The 16,828-nt window shown below is 62.3% G+C and carries 12 protein-coding genes and 1 pseudogene; 4 read left to right on the top strand and 9 right to left on the bottom strand.

The annotated features are described in order from the left end of the window. Nucleotides 1–390: 390 nt before the first annotated feature. Nucleotides 391–2,799: a glucose/quinate/shikimate family membrane-bound PQQ-dependent dehydrogenase gene (locus HCF10_RS03925; protein WP_167654918.1), complete on the bottom strand. Its 2,409-nt coding sequence runs from the start codon at nucleotides 2,797–2,799 to the stop codon at nucleotides 391–393. Between the two features lie 244 nt (nucleotides 2,800–3,043). Here HCF10_RS03925 and HCF10_RS03920 point away from each other — a divergent pair, with 244 nt between their 5' ends. Continuing rightward, nucleotides 3,044–4,345, top strand: coding sequence for an Nramp family divalent metal transporter (locus tag HCF10_RS03920; protein WP_074846027.1), 1,302 nt, complete (start codon nucleotides 3,044–3,046; stop codon nucleotides 4,343–4,345). 49 nt (nucleotides 4,346–4,394) lie between these two features. Here the strand turns inward: HCF10_RS03920 and HCF10_RS03915 are convergent, their stop codons facing one another. Then, complete coding sequence (locus HCF10_RS03915; RefSeq protein WP_064052580.1) at nucleotides 4,395–5,438, bottom strand: LLM class flavin-dependent oxidoreductase; 1,044 nt, start codon at nucleotides 5,436–5,438, stop codon at nucleotides 4,395–4,397. Between the two features lie 188 nt (nucleotides 5,439–5,626). Here HCF10_RS03915 and HCF10_RS31870 point away from each other — a divergent pair. Both HCF10_RS31870 and HCF10_RS31865 read left to right on the top strand, forming a co-directional pair. Then, nucleotides 5,627–6,667: pseudogene (locus HCF10_RS31870) on the top strand (cache domain-containing protein); the annotation flags it as partial. 138 nt (nucleotides 6,668–6,805) lie between these two features. After that, nucleotides 6,806–7,573, top strand: coding sequence for a methyl-accepting chemotaxis protein (locus HCF10_RS31865; RefSeq protein ID WP_375232527.1), 768 nt, complete (start codon nucleotides 6,806–6,808; stop codon nucleotides 7,571–7,573). Nucleotides 7,574–7,605: 32 nt separating this feature from the next. Here the strand turns inward: HCF10_RS31865 and HCF10_RS03905 are convergent, their stop codons facing one another. Further along, on the bottom strand, nucleotides 7,606–8,091 hold the full coding sequence (locus HCF10_RS03905) for a flavin reductase family protein (RefSeq protein ID WP_145337206.1): 486 nt from the start codon (nucleotides 8,089–8,091) through the stop codon (nucleotides 7,606–7,608). Nucleotides 8,092–8,413: 322 nt separating this feature from the next. Here HCF10_RS03905 and HCF10_RS03900 point away from each other — a divergent pair, with 322 nt between their 5' ends. After that, complete coding sequence (locus tag HCF10_RS03900) at nucleotides 8,414–9,820, top strand: purine-cytosine permease family protein (RefSeq protein ID WP_167654917.1); 1,407 nt, start codon at nucleotides 8,414–8,416, stop codon at nucleotides 9,818–9,820. Here the strand turns inward: HCF10_RS03900 and HCF10_RS03895 are convergent. From HCF10_RS03895 to purU, 6 genes are read right to left on the bottom strand one after another with little or no spacing between them, the layout of a single operon-like run. Beyond that, nucleotides 9,808–10,374, bottom strand: coding sequence for a sarcosine oxidase subunit gamma (locus tag HCF10_RS03895; protein ID WP_167654916.1), 567 nt, complete (start codon nucleotides 10,372–10,374; stop codon nucleotides 9,808–9,810). The two genes, HCF10_RS03900 and HCF10_RS03895, sit on opposite strands and share 13 nt — an antisense overlap. Before the next feature lie 3 nt (nucleotides 10,375–10,377). Further along, on the bottom strand, nucleotides 10,378–13,275 hold the full coding sequence (locus HCF10_RS03890; RefSeq protein ID WP_167654915.1) for a 2Fe-2S iron-sulfur cluster-binding protein: 2,898 nt from the start codon (nucleotides 13,273–13,275) through the stop codon (nucleotides 10,378–10,380). Then, complete coding sequence (locus HCF10_RS03885; protein WP_065939715.1) at nucleotides 13,272–13,571, bottom strand: sarcosine oxidase subunit delta; 300 nt, start codon at nucleotides 13,569–13,571, stop codon at nucleotides 13,272–13,274. The genes HCF10_RS03890 and HCF10_RS03885 overlap by 4 nt, the downstream gene beginning before the upstream one ends. Nucleotides 13,572–13,584: 13 nt before the next feature. After that, nucleotides 13,585–14,826 carry an FAD-dependent oxidoreductase gene (locus tag HCF10_RS03880; protein ID WP_167654914.1) on the bottom strand — a complete coding sequence of 414 codons (1,242 nt, stop codon included), beginning with the start codon at nucleotides 14,824–14,826 and terminating at the stop codon, nucleotides 13,585–13,587. Continuing rightward, on the bottom strand, nucleotides 14,808–15,713 hold the full coding sequence (gene folD, locus HCF10_RS03875) for a bifunctional methylenetetrahydrofolate dehydrogenase/methenyltetrahydrofolate cyclohydrolase FolD (protein ID WP_167654913.1): 906 nt from the start codon (nucleotides 15,711–15,713) through the stop codon (nucleotides 14,808–14,810). Before folD ends, HCF10_RS03880 begins: the two co-directional genes overlap by 19 nt. Next, on the bottom strand, nucleotides 15,710–16,576 hold the full coding sequence (gene purU / locus HCF10_RS03870) for a formyltetrahydrofolate deformylase (RefSeq protein WP_090402534.1): 867 nt from the start codon (nucleotides 16,574–16,576) through the stop codon (nucleotides 15,710–15,712). The genes folD and purU overlap by 4 nt, the downstream gene beginning before the upstream one ends. Nucleotides 16,577–16,828 lie beyond the last annotated feature (252 nt).

The raw sequence follows: 16,828 nt of genomic DNA, 5'->3' as shown, positions 1-16,828 counted from the left end.
CCTTCGCGACTAAACGAGGGTGGCGGCTGTACGCAGGTTAGTCGACCGGCTCCAACGCGAAAATACCGGCGCACCCGAAGGTGCCCTGCGCACAGCCACCATAAAACTCATGGAGGACCATGCACGCGGTGGAAGGTCAGGCGACTAAACCCGATCACTGATTTGGCAGTGACGGACCGCAGACTAGCCAGCGATTCCAACAGGCACAAGGCGGCAGGGATTGTCTAGGAAACGTCCTGCAATTAAAAGCGACCCGACTTGCTGGCGCTTTACAAACCATGACCAAATGCCACTAACGATGCCGCTCAACTATTGAAATGCAGGCGATGTGTGAGGGGGCTTGTTGCCGATGCCGGAGCGCGGTGCAGGGGCACCGCGCGGACAGAGGGGTTATGGCAGGGCGTAGGCGATCACGTAGTCGCCACGGTCGGTGGACTGGCGCGCACCGCCGGCGGTGACGACGATGTACTGCTTGCCGGTTTTCGGCGAAACGTAGGTCATCGGGCCGCCCTGGCTGCCGACGGGCAGGCGGGCCTTCCAGATTTCATCACCGTTGCCGCTGTTGAAGGCGCGCAGGTAGAAGTCCTGGGTGCCGGCGATAAAGATCAGGCCGCCCTGGGTCGACAGGGTGCCGCCGAGGGTCGGCAGACCGATCTTGATCGGCAGGTGCATGCGGATGCCCAGCGGACCGGTGTCTTCAACGGTGCCAACCGGCACTTGCCATGCGACTTTCTGGGTCTTCATGTCGATGGCGGTGAGGGTGCCGAACGGCGGCGCCTGGCACGGAATGCCGGCCACCGACAGGAAGCGGTTTTTGTTCACCGCATACGGCGTGCCCTTGAGCGGGACCGCGCCCATGCCGGTGTTCAGCGCTTCGCCACCGGACGAAGACTGGGCCTTGTTCTGCGACGGCACCATCTGGATCCACAGGCCCAGGCGCATGTCGTTGACGAAGATAAAACCATGCACCGGGTCGGTGGAAATACTGCCCCAGTTCATGCCGCCCAGGGAACCCGGGAAACTCAGGGATTTATCGGTGCCCGGCGCGGTGTACAGGCCGTCGTAGCGCATGCCCTTGAAGTCGATGCGGCACAGCAACTGGTCGTACGGGGTGGCGCCCCACATGTCCGATTCAGTCAGGGTTTGCGCGCCAATCTGCGGCATGCCCACGGATTTCGGCTGGGTCGGCGAGTAAGGTTCGTTGGGGATATTCGCGGCTTTGACCGGGACTTCCTTGACGTCGGTGAGTGGCTGGCCGGTGGCGCGGTCGAGTACATAGATCTGCCCGGCCTTGGTGCCGATTACCACTGCGGGTACCGCCTTGTCGCTGCCCGGTGGGGTGAAGTCGATCAGGCTCGGTTGCATCGGCAGGTCGAAGTCCCACAGGTCATTGTGGACGGTCTGGTACACCCACTTTTCAGCACCGGTGGAGGCATCCAGCGCCAATACCGAAGCGCCGTATTTATGGTTGAGCGGGGTGCGCTCCACGCCATAGATGTCGGTGGACGAGCTGCCCATCGGCAGGAAGACCGTGTTCATCAACGGATCGTAGGACATCGGCGCCCAGCTGTTGGGGGTGCTGCGCACATAGGTGCTGCCGGCGGCCGGTGCTTGTTTGTCTTCAGGGTTGCCCGGGTCGAAGGCCCAGCGCATTTGCCCGCTGATCACGTCAAAGCCACGGATCACGCCGCCGGGCATATCGGTTTGTACGTTGTCGGCCACGCGACCACCGACCACCACGGTGGTACCGGCGATCAATGGCGCGGAAGACAGCTGGTAGTAGCTGTCCGGCACATTGCCCAGGCCGGCTTTCAGGTCCACCTGGCCGTGGGTGCCGAAGTCTTCGCAGAATTTACCGGTGTCGGCATCTACTGCGATCAGGCGCGCATCGATGGTGTTGGTCAGCAAGCGGCGCTGGCATTGCGCACCGGCTGGAACGCTGGCGGCAATGATCGGCGAGCTGTTGGGCTGGCTCGGTTGGGCAATCGGCGCGGTGGCGTCGAAATACGCCATGCCCCGGCAACGCTGCCACACCGCCGACTTGGCGTTGACTTCGTTCTTCCACAGCTCTTTGCCGGTGTCGGCGTCGAGGGCGATCAGGTTGTTGTGCGGGGTGCAGATAAACACCTTGTTGCCGATCTGCAGGGGCGTGAGCTGGTCTTCGGCGCCATTGCCGTCGCTGAGAGCCACGTCACCGGTGTGGTAGGTCCAGGCCACTTTGAGCTGGTTGATGTTGTCGCGATTGATCTGGTCCAGCGCGGCGAAGCGGCTGCCACCTTCGGTGTTGCCGTAGTGCGCCCAGTCCTTCTGCGCGTCGGCGGCGGCCACGGGCGTGATGCCTGGGCCTGCACCGGTTGGGGCGACACTGGGGTGGGCGACAAACATATTGCCCGCCGCCACTGCCACGCCCACCGCCAACACGGCGGCAACGCCATAGGCACCGCGCGCAGGTCGGCCCGCCAGCAGCGGATACACCAGCGCCACCACCAGGCCGATGACCGCGAACATGAACAGCCGCGAGAACAGCGGCCAGAACACCAGGCCCACATCCGCCACCGCCCAGATGGCCGTGCCGATCAGGAACGCCGCGAACAGCCATGCACCTGCGGTCTTTTGCCGGGCAATCAGCAGGCCGGAAACCGCCATGGCCACGCCGCCGATCAGGAAGTACCAGGAACCGCCGAGGCTGACCAGTTTGGCGCCGCCAACGGCCAGCGCGAGGCCGAGCAGGGCGATGATCACGCCCAGACCCAGGAGTAAGAATCTAGAGACGCCAGTGGCGCGCGATGCTCGTTTCATGTCGAAAGGACTCGAGTGAGAGAGGGCAAAGACGCGATTTTAGCAAGATAAGTAACCAGATAGTACATTTTGCCGTGTGCACAGCGATCCAATCCTCTTTCTGTGCGGGCAATCAGCACTCAAGGGGAGGCGCCCGCCAGGAAACATTTATTAATAAATACGCGCGCTGATTGGTTGTACGACGTCATATCAACTGTGTTCGACTATCTCCGCTCTCACAAAAAAAACAACGGAGACTCCCCCTATGACCGATTTCCCTTCGATAGAAGGCAAGTCTGCCGCACCCGTAAGCGGCCATGTTGTACGACTACTCAAGCTATTAGGCCCAGGCGTGATCGCCGTCCTGTCTTGGCTGGGTGCCGGCGATTTGATTACTTCCTCCGTTGCCGGCGCCAATTACGGCTACGCCATGATGTGGGTGCTGGCAGTTTCTCTGCTGCTCAGGTACCTGATCGTCAACATCATTGCGCGCTTTCAGCTGTGCAATAACCAAGGCATGACGATCCTTCAGGGTTATGCCCAGTTGAACCCGTTCTTCGCCTGGTTCCTGCTGGTGTATGCGCTGCTGATGGGGCATTTGATGAATGCCTACATGATCAAGGGTGCGGGTGAAGCCCTGGCCATGCTGTTCAAGACTGACTACGCGCTGCTGTGTTCGGTGGCGGTGGTGTTGGCGGTGTGGCTGCTGGTGGGGCGCAATATCTATTCGATGATCGAAGGCGTGATGAAAGGCCTGCTGGCAATCATGACCCTGGCGTTCATTGCCTTGGCGGTGATGTCCGGGCCGGATATGGCGGGCATTGTCAAAGGGACTATCGGTTTCAGCATTCCGCCGGATGAGGGCGTACACGGGGCGTTGCTGGTGGCTGTCTCGGTGATCGGCGCGGTGGCGGGCTCGATTGCTAACTTCGTGCACCCTTATGTCATGCGCCAGAAAGGCTGGGTCGGCCCACAGCACAAGCGCATCCAGCGTAACGACCTGCTATTCGCCGTGTTCGTCGGCATTGTGATCAACCTGGCGATCTGGATTGTGGGCGCCGAAATCCTGCGGCCCAACGGTATTGAAGTGAAGACCTTGGGCGACCTGGGCAAGGCGCTCGAAATCTTCTTCGGGCCGATCGGCTGGTACATTTTCTTTATCGGTGTATTCGCTACGCTGTTTGCCAGCATCTCCGGCAAAACCACGGCCTTCCCGATGCTGATCACCGATGCCTTCCAGCACGTACGGCCTGGACGCCGTGAGCGTTACGGCAAAGAGTTCCACCATGACCCGATGCACAAGTGGTTCATGTTGTTCATTCTGGTGACCCCGCTGATCTGGTCGCTGCCGGGCATGCCGGACTTTGTCACGCTGACCATCGGCGTCAGCGCGTTGAACATCATTGGCTTGCCGGTAATTTCCCTCGGCTTGCTGATTATGTCCAACCAGAAGTCGCTGCTGAGCAAGGAATACCGCAATAACCTGTTCGAAAATATTGCGCTGCTTTTCGCCACGGGGTTGGCGCTGTGGGTCGCGTTCCAATTGGGTGTCGAACTGTTCAGTTGATGCCGGGCGGGCAGGCGTCGCACCTGTTTGGCGCGACGCCTGCAATCAATCAACGAAACGCCGGCACCACCTGCTCGATAAACAGCGCCAACGACTTCTTCTTCTCGGCATGGGGCAGGCTGTTGTCGCACCAGAAGCTGAACTCATCCACGCCCAGTTCCTGGTAGTAGCGGATGCGCGGGATGATTTCTTCGGCGGTGCCGATCATCGCGGTCTTGTGCAGGCTGTCCAGTTCGAACTCCGGGCGGGCGGCGAATTTTTCTTCCGGGCTCGGTGCCAGGAAGCCATTCACCGGCACCTCTTTATTGCCGAACCAGGCATCGAAGGTGCGATAGAACTTCGAGATCGCCTTGGCCCCGACTTTCCAGCCGTCCGGGTCATCGGCGGCATGCACGTGGGTGTGACGCAGCACCATCAGTTGCGGGCGCGGTACGCCAGGATTGTTGTCGAGGGCGGCCTGGAATTTGTTTTTCAGGTCGAGGACTTCTTCGTCGCCCTTCATCAGCGGCGTGACCATCACGTTGCAGCCGTTGGCGACTGCGAAGTTGTGCGAGTCCGGGTCGCGGGCGGCGATCCACATCGGCGGGTTGGGCTGCTGGATCGGCTTGGGCACGCTGGTGGAGGTGGGGAATTTCCAGATGTCGCCGTCGTGGGCGTAGTCGCCTTTCCACAACGCACGCACCACCGGCACCATCTCACGCAGCGCCTGGCCGCCGCTGGAGGCGGGCATGCCGCCGGCCATGCGGTCGAATTCGACCTGGTAAGCGCCACGGGCCAGGCCGACTTCCATGCGCCCGTTGCTGATCACGTCGAGCAAGGCGCATTCGCCCGCCACCCGCAGCGGGTGCCAGAACGGCGCGATGATGGTCCCGGCGCCCAGGTGAATGGTGGTGGTCTTGGCCGCGAGGTAAGCCAGCAGCGGCATCGGGCTCGGCGAGATGGTGTATTCCATGGCGTGGTGTTCGCCAATCCATACGGTGCTGAAACCGCCGGCCTCGGCCATCAGGGTCAGTTCGGTCAAGTCTTCGAACAACTGGCGGTGGCTGACACTTTCGTCCCAACGCTCCATGTGTACGAACAGGGAAAACTTCATGACGCTTACCTCGGATCTATTGTGATCGGCCTGTCGACTGCGGGCCCTTAAGTGCTCTCGCCAATGTGAAGCATGCCAGTGATGATGGCTGTTCGGCGGATTGATTGTTGGTATACCATAATACGGAATATCCGCAAAACTTTTCTCTCCAACGGTTGCACCCTCACCTGACAAGGAAGGCGAGCTCGATGAACATAAAACAAAAACTGATCCTGGCCTTTGCGGTGATCGCCAGCCTGCCGGTAATGCTGGTGGCTGTGCTGATCATCCTCAATGTGCGCCATGAGGCACGCGATGGCTTTATCGACAGCAGTGGGCGCGAAATCCGCCAAGTCGACAACGCCATGCAGTTGTTTTTCGAAGGCATCAGCCAGAACGTCAGCTACCTGGCCGCGCACCCGCAACTGCAGAGTATCAATGGCGATGTGAAACGCTACCTGGCCAGCGATGCTGCGCAAGTCGCTCCTGGCGAGCGCGACGAGCAGTTGTTCAAGCTGTTCGAAGGCCTGGCCAAGAGTCATTCGGCTTATACCTACCTGTCCCTGGGCACCGAGGACGGTGGCTATGTGTTCTGGCCTGGCGACCCCAAGCTCGCCAGCTACGACCCGCGCACACGGCCCTGGTACAAGACGGCCATGGCGCAGCCGGGCAAGACCCTGCGCACCGAGGCCTATTATTGGGCCGCCGACGATGTGGTGCTGGTCAGCACTGTGCAAAGCTTCAACGACCGCCAGGGCAAGGCGAGCGGGGTGGTCAACATCGACGTGTCGCTCAAGCAGCTGACCGACCTGGTCAAGCAGATCAAGCTGGGCGAAAGCGGCTACCTGATGCTGATGGAAGCCAACAACACGGTGCTGGTGGACCCGAATGACCCGTCCCACAATTTCAAGCCGCTCGGTGAACTGGGCGATGGCTATCGCCAGTTGAGCGAAGCCGGCCAGGGCCTGGTGCAGGTCGAGTTGGCGGGTGAGCGCTACATGGCGCTGGTGTGGCCGTCCAAGGCCTTGGGTTGGCGGTTTGTCGGGCTGGTACGCGAGAGTGAAGTGATGGCCGGCGCGACGCGCCTGACCTGGCTGATCGCGGCCATCGCGCTGGTGTGCGGTGTACTGTTCGCGGTGGCGGGGGCCTGGTTTGCCGGGCTGATCGTCAAGCCGATTCGCGGCGTGGCCAGCGGCCTGGAAGGCATTGCCCAGGGGGAGGGTGACTTGACCGCGCGCCTGGCGGTGAAGGGTCGCGACGAGACGGCGCAACTGGCCGGCTGGTTCAACCAGTTCCTCGAAGCGATCCGCACGCTGATCCAGCGCATCGGCCAGGCCGCCGGGCAGATCCACAGCAGCTCCGGGAGTGCCACCGAAGTCTCGGTGGAAATGGCCGAAGTCGCCGAGCGCCAGCGCGAAGCGGTGGATATGGTTTCGACGGCGTTTCATGAAATGGTCGCCACCTCCAACGAAGTCGCGCGTTCCTGCAGCCAGGCTGCCGATTCGGCTGACAACGGCCAGCGCCAGGCCCACACCGGGCAGCAACAGATCGACGCGGCGGTAAGCAGTGTCGGGCGCCTGAGTGTAGAGATCGGCCAGTCCGCCCAGGCCATGGAGCAGCTGGAAAAGGACAGCAACGACATCCAGTCGATCCTCGGCACCATCCGCTCCATTGCCGAACAGACCAACCTGCTGGCCCTGAACGCCGCCATCGAAGCCGCACGGGCGGGCGAGCAGGGGCGAGGATTTGCGGTGGTGGCGGACGAGGTGCGGGCGTTGGCCAAGCGCACGTCGGACTCCACCGGTGAAATCGACGGGCTGCTCGGCAACCTGGCGCGCCGCACTCACCAGATGGGCAAGCAGATGCACGCGAGCCTGGAGGTGTCCCAGGAAACGGTCGTGTCGATCAACGACGCGCGTGAAAGCTTTGGCCTGATCCGTGAATCGGTGGACGTGATCCGCGACATGAACACGCAAATCGCCACCGCCGCCGAAGAGCAGCACCAGGTGGCCGAAGACATCAATCGGCATATCAGCCAGATTCATGGGGACGCGCAATTGGTGGCAAGCCTGGCAGACTCCACGCGCCAGGATGCGCAGCAATTGACGGCGTTGTCGCAGACGTTGAATCAGTTGGTCAGCCGCTTCCGCACCTGACCTGGCTCGGGCTGTCTGATGAGGTGTTTGGCTCAGGCCGGCATCGGCAACGCGCCCATCTTGCCGTGGCAGTACACCAGTGGCCCGGTGTTCTGCCGGGGCACGATCAGGTTTTTTACTGCGCCGACCATGATCGCGTGGTCACCGCCTTCATATTCGCGCCACAACTCGCACTCGATTACCGCCGTGGCATTGGCCAGGATCGGGTTGCCCAACTCACTGAGCGTCCATTCGATGCCCTGGGCCTTGTCCTTGCCCTTGCGCGCAAAGGCATAGGCTTCGGTTTGCTGCCCACCGGAAAGCACATGAATGGCAAAGCGTTTGTTCTTGATCAACACCGGGTACGAGTCGGAGCTGTAGTTGGGGCAGAACAGCACCAGGGCCGGGTCCATGGACAGTGAGCTGAAGGCACTGGCGGTCAGCCCGACGATTTGCCCGTCGTCATCGAGCGTGGTGATCACGGTGACCCCGGACGGAAACGAACCCATCACTTGTTTGTAGATAGCGGCATCGATCATGGGGCGGTCCTCTGCGGGTAAAGCGGTTTTTATGAGTTTGTAGGTCTGATGGTATACCGTAATACAGTGGATGCAACCGCTTTTTCAGTCGCCCGATGAACGTCAATCCTGGGGCTTATAGCCAATAAATACGGGAGCCATGGTAGGAAATAACAGGGTGCCCTGTGGCACACTTGCGGATCAGATGCGTGCTGAAACTACGGATCAGTCTTGTGAAAATGTTGGAATACCATAATATGGTGTTCATCTGAGGGGCGGCCAGAGAGCTCCCCCGGTTTGGCGTCAAACAACTATAAGATCAGACAAACGCGAGTTCATTTCCATGCCCCAGATGTCCCGGCAAGACCCCCTGATCGAGCATCACACGGTCGATTACGTCCCCCTCGCAGAGCGCCATGGAAAGGCCCGCGACCTGTTCACCTTATGGTTCAGCACCAACATCGCACCGCTGCCGATCGTCACCGGTGCCATGGTCGCCCAGGTGTTCCATCTCAATCTGGCGTGGGGGCTGCTGGCGATTGCCCTCGGGCATCTGCTCGGCGGCATCGTGATTGCCCTCGCATCGGCCCAGGGCCCGCGCATGGGCATCCCGCAGATGGTGCAGAGCCGTGGCCAGTTCGGCCGTTACGGCGCGCTGCTGATCGTGTTCTTCGCCGCACTGATCTACATCGGCTTTTTCATCTCCAATATCGTCCTGGCCGGCAAGTCCATCGTGGGCATCGTGCCGTCGGTGCCGGTGCCGGCGAGCATCCTGATCGGCGCCCTTAGCGCCACCGCCATCGGCGTGATCGGCTACCGCTTTATCCATACCCTCAACCGCATCGGCACCTGGGTGATGGGCAGCGCGTTGCTGGCCGGCTTTATCTACATCTTCGCCCATGACCTGCCGGCAGATTTCCTTACCCGAGGCGGCTTCAACGCCGCTGGCTGGTTGGCCACCGTGTCGCTGGGGGTGATCTGGCAGATCAGCTTTTCGCCCTACACCAGCGACTACTCGCGCTACCTGCCGGCGGATATCGGCATCACCCGGCCGTTCATTGCGACCTACCTGGGCGCCACCCTCGGCACCATCCTGTCCTTTGCCTTTGGCCTGGTTGCCGCACTGGCCACGCCAGAAGGCACCGAAGCCATGGTCGCGGTCAAGCAAGCCACCGGCTGGCTGGGGCCAATCCTGATGGTGCTGTTCCTGCTCAATATCATCAGCCACAACGCCCTGAATCTGTACGGTGCGGTGCTGTCGATCGTCACCTCGATCCAGACCTTCGCCAGTCACTGGACCCCCAGCATCAAGGTGCGCGTGGTGCTCTCAGGCGTGATCCTCACCGGTTGCTGCGTAGTCGCCTTGGGCGCGTCGGCGGACTTCATCTCGCAATTTATCGGCCTGATCCTCGCGCTGTTGCTGGTGCTGGTGCCGTGGGCGTCAATCAACCTGATCGACTTCTACATCATCAAGCGCGGGGTCTATGACATTGCCTCGATTTTCCGGGCGGATGGCGGGGTGTATGGGCGTTTCAACCTGCATGCGATCGTGGCGTACTTCATCGGCATCATCGTGCAACTGCCGTTTGCCAATACCTCGCTGTATGTGGGGCCGTGGGCCAACCTGGTGGAAGGCGCGGACCTGTCGTGGCTGGTGGGACTGGTGGTGACGTGCCCGTTGTATTACTGCCTGGCGACACGTCAACACACCCAAAAGGTCAGGGCGGCGCGGTTGGGCTACACCGACTGAGCCACCCCGCCGAACTCCTCCAACGCATCCCGCAACGCGCCCTCGAAGTATGCCTTCGAGGCGCGATCCCAGAGGATATGAAACGCCGGCAGCTCCACACTCCCTGTGTGGATGACAATCGCATTGACCCGCGCCACCGACGTCTGCGCCACCGTCCCCGGCTTAAAGGCCGGGAAACTGAGATCCACCCCGCACAGCTTGGCCATCACCTGCGCAATCACGCCACCGCTGAGCCGCACGCAGGCATGGCTGTCCTGGCGCGGCAGCAGGTAATTGGCGCGGTGGTCCAGTTCCCAACGCGCTTCTTCATCGGCAATCCGCTGCCCCTGATCCTGCGGGCTGCCCAGTAGCAGGTATTCGTTCTGCGACAGGCGCGCCACCCAACTGCCGTCCGCTTGCGCGCTGGCTTGGTTGGGCGCGCCCGGCAACGTGAAGCCGCGCGCCGTGAGGTACTCGGCGCTTTGTGTGCCGCGAAAGCCGACCCGGGGCAGGTCGGTCTGGTCCTGCAGTTGGCAGGGCGGCGTGAACAATTCGTGGGCTTTCAGACTGGTCATGGCTTAACCCTCCTGGCGTTGGTTGGTGGGGTCGAAGAACGGCAGTTGCACCACCTCGGCCTGGACGACGATGCCGCCTTCGACGCGAATCGGAATGCGCTGCCCCGGTGTGCTCTGGTCGATCCCGGCGTAGGCCAGGCCGATGATGCGGCCCAGGCTGGTGGAGTATTCGCAGGAGGTGACGTTGCCGCTGATGTCCGCGCCGTTGAGCACCAGGTGGCCTTCCAGCGGTTGCACACTGCCCTTGGGCAGGCTGAAGCCCACCAGTTTGCGTTTCAGCGGCTGGGCTTCGAGGATGTCCACCGAGCGGCGGCCGACGAAGAATGGCTTGTTGCGGTTGACCGCCCAGCCCATGTCGATTTCTGCCGGGTGAGTCATGCCGTCAGTGTCCTGGCTGATGATCACGTGGCCTTTTTCCAGGCGCAGCAGGCGTTGGGTTTCGACGCCGAAGGGGCGAATGTCAAAGGCCTTGCCGGCCGTCATCAACGCGTCCCACAACGCCAGGCCGTGGCGTGCCGGTACGTGGATTTCATAGCCCAATTCGCCGACGAACCCCACCCGCAGCAAGCGTGCCTTGATCCCGGCCACCGTACCCTGGCGCACGCCCAGGTAGGGGAAGCCTTCGGCACTGAGGTCGATGTCGCTGCACACCTGCTCCAGCACCTTGCGCGAATCCGGCCCGGCGACGTTCACCGCACAGATCGCCGCAGTGACGTTGGTCACGTCCACGTCCAGGCGCCACTGCGCGTTCCACTTGAGCATCTGCTGGTAGATGCGGTCGACGCCGCTGGTGGTGGCGGTGACGTAGAAATGGTTGTCGGCCAGCCGCGCGCACACGCCATCGTCGATCACCACGCCGTGTTCGTTGGTCATCAGCGCATAACGCGAACGGCCCACCGGCTGCTTGAGGAACGCAAAGGTGTACATGCGGTTGAGCAATTCGGCGGCGTCCGGGCCGCGCACGTCGAGGCCGCCGAGTGTGGACACATCGATCAGCCCGACCTTGTTGCGCACGTGCAGCGCTTCGGCCTGCATGCATGCTTCGCGGTCCTCGGCCTTGCCGTAATAGGCCGGGCGCTGCCAGATACCGGCGGGCATCATCTTCGCTCCGGCTTGCACATGGCGTGCGTGCATCGGCGTTTGGCGGTAAGGGTCGAAGGCGCGCCCGGCGACATGCGCGAGTTTCTCCGCCACGAACGGCGGCCGTGCGGTGGTGACCCCGGTTTCGCTGATAGTGCGCTGGGTCGCCCAGGCCACCAGCCGTGCGGTCGGCAGCGCCGAGTGGCGCCCCTGGGACGGGCCCATGCCGACCGTGGAGTAACGCTTGACCAACTGCACATCGCGGTAGCCGATGCGGGTGGCGTTGACGATGTCCGCCACCTGCAGGTCTTCGTCGAAGTCGACAAAATCCTTGCCTTTGGGGTGCGGGAAGATCGGCCAGTGGAAGTTGACCTGGGCTTCACTGTGCAGCGCTGCAGGCGAGCCGGCGCTGTTCAAACCGAGGGCGAGCAGGCTGTCGGCGGCGGCGTTGGTCGCTTCCGCCAGCACATTGTCCAGTTGATGCCGCCCGTGTACGGACCCCGCCACGCCCAGGTTGCGCGGCAGGCCACTGAGGCTGAACTCCGCCCGCGAGTCGTCATAGGCCAGCTTGCCACCGGCCTGGCATAGCAGCTGATAGACCGGCATATAACCGGCCGACATGCACAGCAGGTCGCAGTCGATCACTTGCCCGCTGGCGCTGACCTGGCCCTGGCCGGTGATCTGGCGCACGTCGACGCCTTTCACATGGCGCAGACCTTTTTCATGCAGGGCTTCGAACACGGTGCTGTTGCTCAGGCACGGGATCTTGCGCTGGGCCAGGGCGCCCGGCAGGGCTTTGTCCGCCGGGGCGTGACGCAAGTCGATCACGGCGGCCACGTCCACGCCCTGGTCATGCAGGTCGAGGGCGGCGAGGTAGCCGTCATCGTTGCCTGTGAGTACCACTGCGCGCTTGCCGGGCTTGACTGCATACAGCTTCATCAGGCGTTGCGCGGCGCTGGTGAGCATCACCCCCGGCAGGTCGTTGTTGCGGAAGACCACCGGTTGGTCGAACGAACCGCTGCACACCAGGCACTGTTGCGCGCGCACTTTGTACAGGCGCTTGCCCTGGATCACCGGCAGGTAGTTGTCGGTGAACCAGGCATTGCAGGTGGCGTCGGTGAGCACCTGGATATTCGCGTGTTGCTGCACCGCGCCGAGCAACTCGCGGCGCAAGGTGTCGGCGCGGGTGCCGGCAATATCGAAGCGCGCGTAGGTCAGCGACCCGCCGAGGATCGGCTGCTGCTCGATCAGCAACACCTTGGCGCCGGCATTCGCGGCGGTCAGCGCGGCCTGCAAGCCAGCGGGGCCGGCGCCGATCACGGCGAGGTCGGTGAACAGGTAGGCCTTGTCGTAGTACTCGGGTTGGAACGTCAGGTCGAGCACGCCCAGGCCGGCTTTTTTGCGGATGATCGGCTCCCAGACTTTCCACATGCCCTTGGGCTTGTAGAACGATCGGTAGTAGAAACCCACTGGCATGAACTTGGAGAACTTGCCCAGGTAGGCGTCCTTGTCGTTGTCCAGCGAGCCGTTGACGTTCTGCGCCGTCACCGCCAAGCCGGCGGACAGCGCGTGGGCATCGGCCAATACGTTGGGTTCGCGGGGCAGTTGCACCAGGCTGTTGGCGTCATGGCCGGCCATGGTCAATGGGCCGCGTGGGCGGTGGTACTTGAACGAACGCGACATCAGGAAGCGCCCGTTGGCGAGCAGCGCGCTGGCGATGCTGTCGCCCTGCAAACCTTGGTAGGGCAGGCCGTCGAAACTGAAATCGAGTGGCTGGTCACGTTGGATCAGCAGGCCCATGGGGGCGGGGAGGCGGTTCATCCGGCGATCTCCTTGGCGGTGGTGAAGTCGACGCGGGTGGTGAACACTTCGCGCGGATCGAAGGTGCGCACGATCTCGTCGGTGACCGTGTGGCGCTCGGCGAGGAACCAGTAGCTGGACGGCGTGTGCATCCACCATTCGCGCACCACACCGGCGAGGTTGTCGGTGTTGAACACGTAGTCGGCCCATTCGGCATCGCTGCAGGTCACCGGGTCGGGCATCGGTTTGAATTCACCGCCGTAGGTGAACTCGCTGATATTGCGCGGCCCGTTGAGCGGGCAAATCATGATTTTCATCGTCTGCTCTCCGTCAGTGGCTGGCCGCTGTGGCGCCCATTTCGTTGACTTGCTGGAAGGTCGAAAAGCGTTCGAGGCCGAAGGGCTTGATCAAGTCCGGCACCTTGCCGCCGCTGGCGACCAGCTCGGCCATGGTCTTGCCGCAGATCGGCGTGGCCTTGAAGCCCCAGGTGCCCCAGCCGGCGTCGAGGTAGTAATTCTTTACCGGCGACAGACCCATGATCGGGCTGTAGTCGGGGGTCATGTCGGTGATCCCGGCCCACTGGCGCATCAACTTGGCGTTGGCCAGGAACGGGAACATCTCGATGGCATGGGCCAACAGGCTTTCCTTGAGGTCCAGGGTCGAGCGCGTGTTGAACAGCGGGTACGGGTCGGAACCGCCACCGAACACCACTTCGCCACGGCTGGTTTGCTGCACGTAGCAATGCAGGGCCGAGGAACTCACCAACGGGTCGAGGAACGGCTTGAACGGTTGGGTGACCATGGCCTGCAACGGGAAGGTCTGGATCGGCGAACGGATACCGGCCTTGGCCATCAGCAGCGAACTGTGCCCGGCAATCGCCTGCACCGCGCAGCCGCACTTAATGGTGCCGCGATTGGTTTTCACCGCAGTGATGGTGCCGTTTTCGATCACCAGGTCCTGCACTTCGGTGAGCTGGTGGATTTCCACGCCGCGCTTGGCCGCCTGCTTGGCGTAGCCCCAGGCCACGGCATCGTGACGCGCGGTGGCGCCGTCGATATGCCAGAGCCCGGCGAGCACCGGCAAGTGGCCGGGGTCGAGGTTGAGGCTGGGCACCAGCTCGCGGATCTGCTGGCGGTCGATCATCTCGGTACGGCCGCCGAAGTGCTTGTTGACCTCGGCGCGCTGGCGGAACGAACGCACGGTGGCGTCGGTGTGGGCCAGGGTCAGTTGGCCGCGCTCGGAGTACATGATGTTGAAATCGAACTCGTTGGACAGCGACTGGAACATCTTCACCGACTCGGCGTAGAAACGAACGCCTTCGCTGGTGAGGTAGTTGGAGCGGATCACCGCCGTATTGCGCGCGGTATTGCCGCCGCCCAGGTAGGCCTTTTCCAGCACGGCTATATTGGTGATGCCGTGGTACTTGGCCAGGTAGTAGGCCGTCGCCAGGCCATGGCCACCGGCGCCAATGATCACCACGTCGTAACTCGACTTGAGTTCCTTGGGCGGTGGTAGGTCCACCTCCACCGGGTACTCCGAACTCAGCCCGTATTTCAATAGATTGAATGGCATACGGCCTCCGATTGGCTGCGTAGGGCGTGGTGTTGCGCCAGGGCGGCGGCCACGGTGTTTTTCATCAGGAAGGCAATGGTCATCGGCCCGACACCGCCGGGCACCGGGGTGATGGCGGCGACATGGGGCAGGGCGCTGTCGAAGTCGACATCACCTACCAGGCGGCTGCGGCCGTCGTCGTCGATGCGGTTGATGCCGACATCGATCACCACCGCGCCGGGCTTCAACCAGCTCGCGTCAATCAAGCGGGCGCGGCCCACGGCGGCGATCACGATATCGGCCTGGCGACACAGGGCCGGGGCGTCGTGACTGCGCGAATGCAGCACGGTCACCGAGCAATCCGCCTTGAGCAGCAGCGCGGCCATGGGCTTGCCGACGATGTTCGAACGGCCGATCACCACCGCGTGTTTGCCACGCAGGTCGCCGCAGGTTTGCTCCAACAGATACAGGCAACCGCTCGGGGTGCATGGCGTGAGCACCGCGCGGCCCTGGCTGAGGCCGCCGACGTTCTGGCTGTGAAACCCGTCGACGTCCTTCTCCGGCGCGATGGCTTCCAGGGCGCGCAGTTCGTCCATCTGCGCCGGCAACGGCAATTGCAGGAGGATGCCGTGGATCGCCGGGTCGGCATTCAATTGGCCGATCAGAATCAATAATTGTTCGGTGCTGGTATCGCCGGGCAGGCGATGCTCCACGGAGCGGATGCCCACCTCTTCGGCGCGCAGGATCTTGTTGCGCACATAAACCTGGCTGGCCGGGTCGCTGCCCACCAGGATCACCGCCAGCGCCGGTTGAATATCTTGCCCATGCAGCCGCGCCACGTCCTCGCGCACTTGCAGCAGCACTCGCGCCGCGGCGGCTTTGCCGTCGATCAGTTTATGCGCGCTCACCGGAACACCACCGTTCTGTCCTGATTGAGGAAGACCCGGTGCTCCAGGTGGTACTTGACCGCCTTGGACAGGGCCACGGTTTCGGTGTCGCGGCCGATGGCGACGAGGTCGTCGGGCTTGTACACGTGGTCGACGCGCTGCACTTCCTGCTCGATGATTGGGCCCTCATCCAGGTCGCTGGTCACATAGTGCGCGGTGGCGCCGATCAACTTCACACCGCGTTGATACGCCTGGTGATAGGGCTTGGCACCCTTGAAACCGGGCAGGAACGAATGGTGGATATTGATCGCCCGCCCCGACAGTTGCCGGCACAGGTCGTCGGAGAGGATCTGCATGTAGCGCGCCAACACCACCAGCTCGGTGCGGGTGTCATCGACGATCTTCATCAACTCGGCTTCCTGCGCGGCCTTGTTGTCCTTGGACACCGGCAGGTAGATAAAGCGAATGCCCTCGCGCTCGGCCATCGGCCGCAGATCGAGGTGGTTGGAGACGATGGCGGTGATGGTCATGTCCATCTCGCCCTTGTGGTAGCGGTAGAGCAGGTCGGTGAGGCAGTGGTCGAACTTGCTCACCATCAGCATCACGCGCATCGGCTCGCGGGTGTCGTACAGCTCCCACTGCATGTCGAAGGCCTGGGCGACATCGGCGAAACCGTCTCTGATCTCTTGCAGGTCCCCTGTGTGCCCATCGTTGAAGCGGAACACGGCGCGCATGAAGAAGCGGCCGCTGAAGTCATCGTCGAACTGCGCCATTTCCCCGATGTAGCACGCCTTGTCCGCCAGGTAAGTGGTGACGGCAGCGACGATGCCGGACACGGCGGGGCACGTCACCTTGATGATGAAATGGTTTTTTTCGTGTTGCATGACACGTCCTCGGGATGATGGCGGCAGCTCATCGCATAGCGAAAAAATGTCTGAGGACAGCAGGCTCATTCCTTGAGCGCATTTTCTTGTGAGGAATAAAATATTCCTGAAGTGGCTTTATAGGGGAATGGGGGCAGGGCGTCTAGGGGTTTTGGGAAAGTTTTTTAACTGAGGGGAATTTTTAGCGGACAGGACGGCATCGAATCCAGTCAAAAATGTGGGAGGGGGCTTGCTCCCGATAAGGGCGGGTCA

It is taken from the genome of Pseudomonas sp. B14(2022), assembly GCF_012030485.1.
Taxonomy (GTDB): domain Bacteria; phylum Pseudomonadota; class Gammaproteobacteria; order Pseudomonadales; family Pseudomonadaceae; genus Aquipseudomonas.
This window is presented reverse-complemented; position numbering and strand designations above follow the sequence as displayed.